Origin of the sequence: Pseudolactococcus plantarum (assembly GCF_002441715.1) — a bacterium.
Taxonomy (GTDB): Bacteria; Bacillota; Bacilli; order Lactobacillales; family Streptococcaceae; genus Pseudolactococcus; species Pseudolactococcus plantarum.
Window position 1 is genome coordinate 23836 of record NZ_JXJX01000009.1, and the last position, 12435, is coordinate 36270.

Annotated in this window: 11 protein-coding genes and 1 pseudogene; 1 reads left to right on the plus strand and 11 read right to left on the minus strand. The window is 34.9% G+C overall.

Features of this window, described 5'->3' with window-relative positions; all coding sequences use genetic code 11:
- Nucleotides 1-308: 308 nt before the first annotated feature.
- The 8 genes and pseudogenes from RU87_RS06810 to RU87_RS09585 all read right to left on the minus strand — a co-directional run bounded on the left by RU87_RS06810 (nucleotide 309) and on the right by RU87_RS09585 (nucleotide 7217).
- A complete protein-coding gene (locus RU87_RS06810; protein ID WP_068163401.1) occupies nucleotides 309-1037 on the minus strand; it encodes an ABC transporter permease in 729 nt (242 codons plus the stop codon).
- Complete coding sequence (locus RU87_RS06815) at nucleotides 1037-1822, minus strand: ABC transporter permease (RefSeq protein WP_068163398.1); 786 nt, start codon at nucleotides 1820-1822, stop codon at nucleotides 1037-1039. Before RU87_RS06815 ends, RU87_RS06810 begins: the two co-directional genes overlap by 1 nt.
- Nucleotides 1819-2544: pseudogene (locus RU87_RS06820) on the minus strand (ABC transporter ATP-binding protein). The gene RU87_RS06815 and the pseudogene RU87_RS06820 overlap by 4 nt, the downstream one beginning before the upstream one ends.
- A gap of 85 nt (nucleotides 2545-2629) precedes the next feature.
- Entirely contained in the window at nucleotides 2630-3601 is a 972-nt protein-coding gene (locus RU87_RS09825; protein ID WP_231860447.1) for an ABC transporter ATP-binding protein, read from the minus strand.
- A 113-nt stretch (nucleotides 3602-3714) separates the two neighbouring features.
- The gene (locus RU87_RS09830) at nucleotides 3715-4920 is read right to left on the minus strand and encodes a lasso peptide biosynthesis B2 protein (RefSeq protein ID WP_231860446.1); all 1206 of its coding nucleotides are present in this window, start codon (nucleotides 4918-4920) and stop codon (nucleotides 3715-3717) included.
- Complete coding sequence (locus tag RU87_RS06830; RefSeq protein ID WP_068163395.1) at nucleotides 4920-5168, minus strand: PqqD family protein; 249 nt, start codon at nucleotides 5166-5168, stop codon at nucleotides 4920-4922. The genes RU87_RS09830 and RU87_RS06830 overlap by 1 nt, the downstream gene beginning before the upstream one ends.
- Nucleotides 5169-5206: 38 nt before the next feature.
- A complete protein-coding gene (locus tag RU87_RS06835) occupies nucleotides 5207-6967 on the minus strand; it encodes an asparagine synthase-related protein (protein WP_082782181.1) in 1761 nt (586 codons plus the stop codon).
- A 112-nt stretch (nucleotides 6968-7079) separates the two neighbouring features.
- Nucleotides 7080-7217, minus strand: coding sequence for a lasso RiPP family leader peptide-containing protein (locus tag RU87_RS09585; RefSeq protein ID WP_143471390.1), 138 nt, complete (start codon nucleotides 7215-7217; stop codon nucleotides 7080-7082).
- Nucleotides 7218-7648: 431 nt separating this feature from the next.
- Here RU87_RS09585 and RU87_RS06840 point away from each other — a divergent pair, with 431 nt between their 5' ends.
- A complete protein-coding gene (locus RU87_RS06840; RefSeq protein ID WP_068163392.1) occupies nucleotides 7649-8245 on the plus strand; it encodes a response regulator transcription factor in 597 nt (198 codons plus the stop codon).
- Between the two features lie 171 nt (nucleotides 8246-8416).
- Here the strand turns inward: RU87_RS06840 and pyk are convergent, their stop codons facing one another.
- From pyk to nagA, 3 genes are all read right to left on the minus strand, one after another.
- Nucleotides 8417-9919, minus strand: coding sequence for a pyruvate kinase (pyk, locus tag RU87_RS06845; RefSeq protein WP_068163390.1), 1503 nt, complete (start codon nucleotides 9917-9919; stop codon nucleotides 8417-8419).
- 125 nt (nucleotides 9920-10044) lie between these two features.
- Complete coding sequence (gene pfkA, locus RU87_RS06850; RefSeq protein ID WP_068163382.1) at nucleotides 10045-11052, minus strand: 6-phosphofructokinase; 1008 nt, start codon at nucleotides 11050-11052, stop codon at nucleotides 10045-10047.
- 181 nt (nucleotides 11053-11233) lie between these two features.
- Nucleotides 11234-12388 (minus strand): N-acetylglucosamine-6-phosphate deacetylase, encoded by a 1155-nt coding sequence (nagA, locus tag RU87_RS06855; RefSeq protein WP_068163378.1) that lies wholly within the window; start codon nucleotides 12386-12388, stop codon nucleotides 11234-11236.
- Nucleotides 12389-12435: the final 47 nt, after the last annotated feature.

The following is a 12435-nucleotide window of genomic DNA, read 5'->3' on the forward strand; positions in this document are numbered from 1 at the left end:
TCCATTAATTGACAATATCTATCAATTTGTGTCGCATACTAATCCTCGCTTAATTTGGCAACCGTATTACACGCTGTAAATTTTATAAACAAAAGAAAACAGACAGAAAGTACTAGGTCTTCCTGCCTGTTTTCTACCTCGAGTTTAGCGATAAATTTCAGATAACATGACCAAAGGTTTAACCTCATGCTATACTGCTATGTTTTGATTTGTTTTTTTTGCTTCGAGAAACTATCATATAGCTTATTTAATTTAATCCTGACTTTTCTAGTTTGTTGAGATTGGTAATTAGGTTTATTTGGTTAAGATCAATGAACATCCCGATGTTGTATCAATAAGAGTGCAATGATAAAGAAAACTATGCACCAGATGAGTTGAACAAGTAACCCTTGGTAGATACCTAGTAAAGCTGGCATTTTAATTGAAAAAAACAAATTCATTGTTGCTAAATCAGGTAAGTATTTGGCAAATTTTGTTATCGCAAATAAGAGTTGACTGAAACCTAAAATTAGCGAGAACATGATGGCTATTGGTATAATTTGTGATTTAGTAATGATTGTTAGAGACAGTGTTAACCAAGTCAAAAGTAACCAACTCAAGAAAGCAAGCATCACTTTCGTCATAAAATTGATAATTAAATAAACCGACAACGTCATATGATATTGAACACTCACAACGCCTAAACATATGATACTTGAGAGTATCGCAATCCCCAAAACAATCAGTGTTAATACAATCATTTTAGACATAACAAGTTTAATCCGAGAAGGTATGGTTAATAAGGTTGTACGCAAATACGCATTTGAAAATTCTTGCCCCAAAAAACTAGCAGCGATAATCACAACCCCTGCCTGACTTAAAAATAAATTTCGAAGACCAGCATCTATTAAACTATTAGCTGTTACGATTTGTCCATTACCTACTCCAGAAATAGATAAAATAAAAGGTGCAATGACAACTGTACCAATGGCTCCAAAAGCACACCATTGATAAGAAAAAAATTTAATCCATTCACTTCGGATGGCAGTTTTTATCATCAATAGTTACCTCCGACATCATTTCTTACAAATGTATAACCTGCCATGATTAACATAATGCTCAACCATAAAATAAGAATCATGGCACCTTTTAATGGCTCATGAGCTATCGTTTTTACAGGGGTGGCGGTAATCATATTACTCGCTGCAACGGGTAAATAATTTCCCCAAGACCATCTTTGCGCAAGGTAATTACCAAGATTGTAAATTTGAGGTATTAAAAATACCAAAGGGACAATCATATGTCGACAAAGCAAGCCAATCGCAAACGCTATAGCTGTTAATAATGTCCACTGAATGACGGTATAGCCAATGAACATCCAAGCGATAGGACTTAAGGTTATCGGATTTAACCCTAAACCTGCCATGCCCATATGTGTGACGATTATAGTGATAAACGTCGAAATAAATGATACGACTACTGTAGAGGCGATAAGCGTGATTATTTTAGCAGAAAAAAGGACTAAACGCCTGCTACTATATAACAAGGTTACGCGTAAATTATGATTTTGATACGCACCAGCACCGCTAATACCTCCCCAAATCACGATAGGTAAAAGACCAAACTGTGTAGCATCAAATCCAAAATAATCAAGTGGCGGTATAGCCTCTAACAATTCAGGTTGTGTCTGTGGCGTTGCATCAAGGCCTATAGCAACTAATTGCTTAACTTCCAACAAACCAAATACTGGTTGAATGAGTAAAACAAGGCACAAAATAAGCCACCACCCACGACTATGGATGAGTTTATAAAATTCAGTATAAACATTTCTAGCAACTCTCATCCTTGTACTCCCCCTTCAGTTAATGAAAAGAAAACATCTTCTAGTTTTTCAATATTTTTCATCACTTCACGAAGTTCACCAGTCGCAACAACTTTCCCTTTACTAATCACAACAACATCATCCGCAACTGCCTCAATTTCTGTCAAATAGTGAGACGAAAGTAAAACTGTTTTACCTAAATCTGCTTGCTTACGAATGAAATTTCTAAACCATTTGATTCCCATGGGGTCTAACCCATTTGTTGGTTCATCAAAAACTAGATATTGGGGATTCCCTAATAACGCCGTTGCAATCCCTAACCGTTGTCCTTCTCCTAAAGATAGTGTTCCTAAACGGGAATGAGATTTATGAGATAAATCAACGATAGCTAACACTTCAGTAATCCGATCTTTAGGAATATGATTACTAATCGCAATAATTTTTAGGTGTGTCCTTACTTTTCTAGAAGGTACACCACCAATACCATCAAATGCAGCGCCAACGACAGTTAAAGGGAAATTGAAGTCGCGATAGTTTTGACTGCCAAAACTACCCGTACCAGCTGTTGCCCGATCTAATCCTAGAAGTATTCTTAATGTAGAACTTTTCCCAGCTCCATTTGGCCCTAGAAAAGCTGTAATGCGTCCTGCTTTAGCTGAAAATGAAATATTTTATAGTATTTTTTTATTACCATGTTCTTTATAGATGTTTGAAATCAGGATATTATTTTTTGTATTTTCCAAGTTATGATATCTCCTTTTGTTTATTTCTTTAACATACAAACGATTTTATTCAGTTAATACCTCTAAGTACTTTCAATTACAATGCTCAAATTTCTCTATCAATAAATTGTTCCTTAGCTAATTCTCGATATAGGGGAACTGTTGCAATTAACTCATTATGATTCCCTGCCCCAACAACTCTGCCATGTTCTAGAACATAAATGATATCCGAGTCAATTATTGTGGATAATCGATGAGCAACTACTATGACTGTCTTTTCCCTTTTCAGCTTATCTACTGCTTTTTTCATTGCTTGCTCATTTATACTATCAAGATTAGCGGTCAATTCATCCAATAATACGATTTCAGCCGATGACAAAAGTGAACGCCCCATTGCTAAACGTTGTCTTTCGCCGCCAGAAAGGTTTGCTCCTGATTCACCAACTTGCATATCAAGTCCTTTAATATCTCTTTCTAATAAATGGTATAGATTAACTTCTTTTAATACTTTAATACAGTCTAAATCACTAATCCCATTATTCCCCAAAAGTAAATTATCACGTAACGTACCTGATATTACAGGAGCATCTTGTTCAACATAAGTAATATATTGTCTGAGATTTTCTCTGCTATAATTTCGATAATCTTTGCCCTGAATAAATATTCTTCCATCATCAGGGTCATAAAATCTCTCAATTAATTGTAGAATTGTACTTTTTCCAGCACCAGATGGACCGACAATTGCTGTTCTCTTTCCTTTTTCAACACGCAATGTCACTTCTTTTAAAACTAATGCGTCATCTATTAACATTGGATCTGAGCCAAATTTTAATTTATTATAACCAAAACTAATTTTTTCAAAATAAACTGCGGAATTTTCAGCAATTAAACTTGATTCAAGAGCTATTGCTGGTACAATATCAAAATCGCTCTCCAATGACAATTCCAATAACTCTCGAATTCTTGCAAGTGCACCTAATGATTCTCCAATCCCCCCAAATGCGTTAAAAAACTGTCCTACAGGACCAATCATTGTATAAAGTAGTAAAGCAAATGCAATTAAATCAGATACAGACATTAAGCCAGTTGATACACGGTACCCCCCTATACCTAATACAATTAAACCAGATAACTGGAGAGTCATATTGGAAACAGGGGTCATAAAGGATTGAATTTTTGCTAAACGAATTCCTATATTGCGTAATCTCTCTGCTTGTCGTTGGTTTTTGTTTCTTCCATATCAGTTGAATTTGTAGCACGAATTGTTCTGATAGCATGTAAATCATGTTCAATATCTCCACTTAATTTCCCAAGTCCTTTTTGAGCTAAAAAACTTGCATTTTGTATTGCTTTACTCATAATTATCGTACCAAAAAATGATAAGCACACTGTTGATAGAGCCATAAAAAATAATAAGTAGTCCCTCAAAATCATTCCTATAGCTGCACCGATAATTACTACTAAACCACTTGACATAGCAATAGTAACTTGTATAAGAGCCATCCTTAACTTAGAAGAATCACTGCTAACGCTACTTAATAAGTCACCCACACTTCTGTTATCATATTCATGTATCGGTAACCTTAGTAAATGATTTATTAAACTTTGACGTGCTTCAAAAACAACACCTTCTCCAATTATTTGAAGTAAATAGTATTGAATAGCTGTGAGAATCTTGGATAGTATTAATACTACAACAATCATTACAATACTCGAATTAATTTTGAAACCTATATATGGTTGATTTATTAAATCAGCAACAAGATTAGGTTGAACAAGAGTCAATATCGCACTAATTATTCCAAGTATACCTACACAAATAAACTCCCAATCATGTCCATTGGCAAGATTAAATAACATTCTAATATTCACGGTTGGTGTCGGATTTTGTTGATTTAAAATATCTAACTTCAATTGATTAGGTTCTAAAACTTTTTGATTCATATTCTTCAATTCAAACTCCTTTTTAACTATATTGTTTGAGTTATGCTTTACGCATATCGCTTTAGAGTACATTTGAACCTCCGAATATTCTCCGATGGGTACATCATTTAATTCTACCCAGGCATGAGCTCGAAAAGGCTCTTGAGCATATCCAGTACACCAACTTACTGATTTATGTTGTAACCATAACATTAATACGATAGCAAGTGAGCGTCTAAGACATCCTTCTTGACTTCTACACCTATTACTTACAGTGCACACTGCGTTACGAGCTGTTTTAACCTGATCAATCGTTGCCACAGTATTTTTCTTTACTAAATATTTTAGTATTTTTTCTATTGTCCCAGGAGACATATGATTAAGAGGACCCGAAAATAGTAAAGCCAGTCGTGCTAAAATTTTAGCACCAAAAGGAACTTTTTCTATTTTTTCAGGAAAAAGTTGAATATCCATTATGCCAATTTCATCTCCTTAAGTAAATCCATAAATTGATTGACATCAATTTCAGCTTGCTTTTTATCTAAAAAGAAAGTTTTTTCTAATTCGAGTGCCAATTCCTTTACTGTCATTCCTTTACTTAGTCCTTCAAGCATGAGAACACCAGTAGCATTTACTTGAAAATAAATCCCTCTACTTTTATCTAAAACCATAGCACCCTCATCTTGATTAATAATTTTAAGTTTTTTTTTTCTTTTGTTCATTAAATTCTATTCCTTTTTAAATTGAAAACTAAAACAATCTACTTATTTTTTTCCAAAACAATCCGAATCCATCTCTCAACAGATACTAATCTTTCGAAAGATTCAATTCTACTATGTAAAGCAGTTGGCATTGATAATTCTGAAATCAGTATATCAGCGTCCACAATCCCCCACTCAACAAGCTTAAACTGTCTTATTTTTTGAGAATATTCTTTTACAGCAATTTTATAACTTTTGTATAATTCTTTCGAATAGTCTCCTTTAAAACCTCTAGTAAAAATATTTTTTGGAACTATACCTTTAGTAGATTTATACAAAATTGGTTTAGTTAAATTAATATCCTGTCTATACCGAACTGGTATTGATAAGGAATAGTTAATAATTTCAACATCTAAAAAAGGGGCCTTCCAACTCATCCCATTGGCACCATATATTTTGTTAAGCTGAGTTACTATATGCCTTTGAAATAGTATTGATTCAATCATTTGATGGCGAGAACGATCTAAATCTAGACCGTTTTGCGTAGTCTCCAATTCAGTTATCAACATTTCATAACTTAAATCACAATACATTTTTGTTAACCATCTAGGCACTGTAATAGGGCCACACCAATTCAAAGTGGAATTACTATGTATTTTTTTTGTATATCCAAATCCTTTATCAATTTCATGTCTAACAGTTTCTTTAAATGACAAGTTACTCAGAAGATTTGCAAAACCATTTTTCATAGGAATCCTATTCAGAAAACAATATCTCAAACTCAAACCTATACTTCTAAATTTATTTTGTCTTACAAGAGACCATGCATAGGAAGGCATAGGAGTAAATAGTTCATCACCACCAAGACCTGTAAAATGAATAGCATCTTTTGGATTTTTAGTCATTTTTTCTATAATCTCAACATATCCTTCTGTATCTGCCCAAAATAGTGGTTTGTCTGGTAAAATTGAATTCGAATAATCTAAATTCAATTTGAAATTTCTTCCGGTACTAGACAATGAATCTAAATGAATAAATTTTGTGTTGAGATCATTGGATATGAGTTGTGCCCATTTTGAATCACTATTCCATTCGCTATCAGTATTTGAATGATAAAGTTTAACATCAGCTTGCAAAGCTTTTAAAATATAAATAATTGTAGCTGAATCAACGCCACCTGAAAGATCAGCAGATATTTCTGAATAATTAATAGTTTCTTGCCTTAATAACTTCAAAAGTCGCTCTTTAATGCTTAGATAAACAGATTCTACTTCTTTTTCTAAACTAGGTGGTATCCAGGTTTGGACCATTTCTATCACCTTATTTGATTTGTATTTTAAAATATGAAATGGACGAATTGTATTAACATTTTCCCATAAAGAAATTTGCTGAAAAGGATAATATGGTAAACTGTGGATCAGATTCAAAGCAACAGCCGCTTTAGAGATAGAAAAATTCATATACATTGCAATATCCGAAGATGAATCACTGATAATTAATTCTTTATCCAAATCAACCCAGGATAGTGAGGTATCAAATAATGATCCTCCAATGAAAAGTTCTCCTTTTGACACCAAAACAAAGATACCTTTATAAATATTTTTTTGAAGCTCTTTCAATATTTGAGAGGTATCAATACAATTCAGAATTATTTTTTCATTATCAAATATTCTTGAATATTCAGAAGAAGCACAATAAATATCGAATTCATTAGCTGAATATTTGACATACTTGTAATTAGAAATAATTAGCGTACTTGTAGAATCTGTTTTTATGTGTTTTTCAAATAATACCTTTCTTTCCGATTGAGTAACATTCATCAAGACATAGCTCCTTTATAAATTTTTTTAAAAATCATGCTTTATATTAATAAGAATTATTAAAAAATGGTCATCGAATTTTGTGATTCGATGACCATCTTTGTAATTTATTTTAATGATAAATTACGATCTGAAATAATGCTCGTCCACCAAATACATCTCTAAATTTCCCCGTCCAAAGACCACGTGTTGATTCTTTGAAATTAGCAACTTTTTCGATTGATGGTTTGCTGTAATTTTGTTTTGCCATAACTCTCACCTCCTTTCTTTACAAAATATTTTTATTTATTTGCTAAGGATTGAAAACATGCATTATAGATAACTTATCATTTTAATAATCTACCAACATTAAAGTTAAATCGATTAAGTTAAAAAGATTGATTATTAATCACAAGTAACATACTTAATCTTCTTAGTTCATTATATGATAATATGAGATATCTTTAATGAGTATATTGTGCAATACAATAAAATATGATACACTTAAATTATAAAACTTTTTCATTTATCTAAATCTCACCTATATATCTGCTATCAGCATGATAACAGTCATCATAAATGGATGAATCAACAACTGTAATTGAGGAAATTTAAAACCATACAAGCAGTCATGATATGGGTGGCAAAATGCGAGCAACGACCTGTAGATAATATTGTCTACAACTAAGGAGATATAAATACATGAATGTATATTTATTAGATGATCATGCACTGTTTTCTAAAAGTCTTGAGATTGCTTTTCAACCAATGAACATAACCCTTAGTAGCTTTACTGAACCAAGCTCCTTATTCTATCAACTGAAATTTACCCAACCAGATTTGATTTTATTGGACATCCATATCGGAGAATTAAGTGGTTTTGATATCTCCAAAGACATTATTGACAAATATCCTAATCAGAAAATCGTGTTCATATCAGGCTTTAATTTATTAGTATATAAAAATGAGGCAATAAACTCTGGTGCTTGGGGATTATTAAGTAAATGTGCTACTATTGATAAAATATATGATGATTTGTCAAAGATTCATCAAGGGATCAACCTACTTCCTAAAAACATAAACACTGTTGAGGTAACACTTAGTAAACGAGAAAAACAGATATTAACGCTCGCCTCCGAAGGTTTCAAGCAACGAGAAATAGCTGATTTTCTTTATATTAGTAGAAGAACTGTCAATAACCATCTCATGTCTATCAACGAAAAACTTGACGTCACTTCGACTATCTCTGCTGTTATTAAAGCTATAGAGCTAGGAATGATTCGCGTGAAAGGCCATTAAGATAATCGAATTAAACATAAAAAAAGCCATGAAAGTATCGTTGAATACTGACATAGCTTTTTTTAGCTGTCTTCCTAAATGTTAGTACAGACTATATAGTTAGGTAGCTTTTTGACAAATCAAGAGTAGAAAAACAAAAAAAAACGCCTTTCGACGTTTTTTAAAGAGTGATTATTTAACTGTACGGATACGCATAGTGTTTGTGCGTCCAGAACCAACTGGTACACCCGCAACGATAATAATGTTATCACCTGATTCAACAAGACCTGATTCGATAGCTGCTTTTTCAGCTACTTCAAACATGTCATCAGTTGATGAAGGTTTTTCATTCAAGACTGGAATAACACCCCAGTTAATCATGAGTGATTTTTGGATTTTTTCATCCCAAGTTACTGCTAAGATATCAGCATCAGGACGGTATTTAGAGATTAAACGAGCTGTTGAACCTGACTCAGTCAAAGCAACAATTAATTTAATATCCATAGAGCTTGTCGCATCTTTAACTGCTGAGGCAACAACTTCAGTTACAGTTGAACGGTCAAATGTTGATGGGTTAAGACGACCATATTCATTTAAAAGTGCTTGTGCATTTTTATCAACTGTTGCCATAGTACGTACAGATTCTACAGGGTATTTACCGTTTGCAGATTCACCTGAAAGCATTGTCGCATCAGTACCATCGATAACCGCGTTAAATACGTCAGAGATTTCTGAACGAGTCGCACGTGGTTTGTCAGTCATTGTTTCAAGCATGTTAGTTGCAGTGATAACAGCTTTACCAGCAGCATTAACTTTTTGAATGATTTGTTTTTGGTAAACTGGAACCATTTCAAATGGTACTTCAATACCCATATCTCCACGGGCAATCATGATACCTTCTGAAGCAGCAATGATTTCATCGATATTATCGATACCTTGTTGGTTTTCGATTTTAGGGAAAAGTTGAACGTGTGTGTTACCAGTTTCTTCTAAGATTGCACGCACTTCATTAACGTCTTTAGCAGAACGTACAAATGAAATAGCGATAAAGTTCAAGCCTTGTTCAAGACCAAAACGGATATCAGCGTTATCGCGATCAGCAAGTGCTGGGAAAGGAATTTTAGTATTTGGAATGTTAACACCTTTTTGTTTAGCGATAACACCATCATTTTGTACTTCAACTTCGAATTCACGTGTTGCAATATCTTTAGCAGCAAGTGTTAAACCAAGTTTACCATCATCGATAAGGATTGTTTGACCAACTTCAACGTTGTCAAAGATATCAAGACCACCAGCAACGTTTAATGCAATAACGTCTTTAGTAGATTTTAAGCCTTGTTTAGTCGCAACACGGAGTAAATCACCTGTTTTGTATGCATACTCTTTTGCTTCACCTTCAAATAACTCAGTACGGATTTCAGGACCTTTTGTGTCAAGTAAGAAACCAACTTTTTGGTTAGCGATTTCTTCAGCGCGACGTACAACTTGCATACGTTCACCTTGTTCAGCATGGTCACCATGTGAGAAGTTAAAACGGAAAACATTTGCGCCTTCTTTGATTAATTGAGCAATTTTTTGTGCAGAAGCTTCTACATCAAGTTTTTCACCCCAGTAGCCATCATCTCCGAATTTTTTACCACCACGGATTTCAACAGCTGGTCCAAGTGTTGCAACAATTTTTACACGTTTGTTCATTTTAATAGAACTCCTTCTATGAATAAAGTGGCTTTCGCCAATATTTTCGGGTGTTATCTATTAGGTAACACCCTTATACTGCTAATGCAGTGAGTTAACATTTTAATACTAACAAGGATTCTCTATTAAGATGAGATTTCTTTGTTTAGTTTATACAAATCAAGGTTAGCTTTATGTGGGTTATTGACAACAATTTTACCGTTATCAAGACTAAACAAAGCACCTTCTTCTGCAGTTCCCAAAATTGGGCTTTCAACCAATTTTTCGTTATGGATACCAACAGCAAGACCACCACGGCCTTCTTTTAGTAATTCAACAGCACGGGCTCCCATCCATGACGCGAGAACGCGGTCACGAGCAGTAGGGGTACCACCACGTTGGATATGACCTAAAGTACTGACACGAAGATCGCTATCGTCTCCTGCTGCTTTCACTTTTTCAGCTAATTCAGCACCTGACATCACACCTTCTGCGAGCACGATAATGTTGTGATTTTTACCATTTTTGTAACCATGTTTGATAGATGCAACCAATTCGTTAACATCAAAATCATGTTCAGGAATGATAATTTCATCAGCACCTGCACCAATACCAGACCAAAGTGCGATATCGCCTGCATTACGACCCATTACTTCAATGATAAATGTTCTTTTATGTGAAGAAGATGTATCACGAATTTTGTCAATCGCATCAAGTGCAGTTGTAACAGCTGTATCAAACCCAATCGTGTAATCTGTACCAACGATATCGTTATCAATCGTACCTGGTACACCAACTGCTGGGAAACCGTGCTCTGTTAAACGCATCGCACCATGGTATGAGCCATCACCACCGACAACGACCACACCCTCAATACCATGTTTCTTTAACTGTTCAATACCAGCAAGCTGGCCTTCTAGTTCTGCAAACTCAGGGTAACGAGCAGAATACAAGAATGTTCCACCACGAGAAATTTTATCACCAACAGCTCGAGCTGTTAATGGGAAAATATCTCCGGCAACCATACCAGCATAGCCATAGTTAATCCCAAAGACTTCCATACCTTCGTAAATGGCTTTTCGCACAACAGCACGAACAGCAGCATTCATACCAGGGGCATCTCCGCCACTAGTTAAAACGGCAATACGTTTCATTTAAGTATCAATCCTCCATACTTTTTTATCTTCATCATTATACCACGTTTCCAACCATTTTGTCAGATAAAAATAAAGAAAACGTTTTCGGTACACGCTAAGTAAAACAAAAATAAAAAGTGCAATTGCACTTTTCATAAGTCTAAATTTAAAATTGACGAGATAGGTCTATTTTACTTGATCAAACCGCATAAACTAACTGGCCATTTAGATAAGTGGCTGCAAGCGCTAGGTCTTTTTCTAAGACAATGAAATCAGCATCGAAACCTGGTTTAATACGACCGCATTTATCATCAATCCCTACTGAAATAGCTGGAATGAGCGTTGCCATCATCACTGCCTGTTCGGGTGAAGCGATACCCCAGTCTACAACATTTTTAAGCCCATCATTAAGTTTTAAAATCGATCCAGCTAAGTTACCACCATCTTTTAGTCTAGCAGTCCCGTTTTCTACGATAACAGGGTACTCCCCTAACATATAATCACCATCAGGTTCTCCACCAGCACGCATACAGTCGGTGATTAATGCCACATGATCATGACCTTTTTGCTTCATTAAGATATCACATGCTTTGGGCACGACATGGTGACCATCACAAATTAATTCTGCATAAGTTTGCGGGATTTCATAAACTGCGCCAACCATTCCGAGTTCACGATGAGTCAAACCACGCATACCGTTATACGCATGAACCCAAATACTTGCCCCAGCTTCTGCGCCACGAACTGCTTGTTCATAAGTTGCATCTGAATGCCCAAGTGCCACTTTTGTTCCACTTGCTACTACTTTAGAGATAAAGTCTGCACTACCTTCACGTTCTGGTGCGACAGCTATCTTCAATAACATACCTTTAGCCGCTTCTTGCCAGCCCTGGAACTCTTCGAAGCTTGGGTTGCGCATATACGTCGCATTTTGTGCGCCCTTATATTTTTCAGTAAAGTAAGGGCCTTCAAAGAAAATACCTTGAATTTTTGCCCCTGTTGCTTCATCAGAGTGCTCACCAATTGTTTGACAAATATCTCTTAATTGTTCATAACTTGCTGTTAAAGCGGTTGGTAGAAATGACGTGACACCAGTTGATAATAACGCATCACTCATAGTATGTATGATACCATCTTTATCATTATCCATCACATCAGCACCAGCATAACCGTGAACATGTGTGTCAACGAGACCTGGTGCGATATATTTTCCGCTATAATCGATTACTTGACTATCCTCGGGTATGCTCTCGACATGTTTACCAAATTTACCATCAGTCGTGAGTGTTAAATAACCACCCACTTTTGTTGCATATGGATAGAAAAACTTATCTGCTTTTATAAAAGTTGTCATCAATTCTCCCTCGTTCTTTCCTTATTTTCTACTCAATTTTACACTAT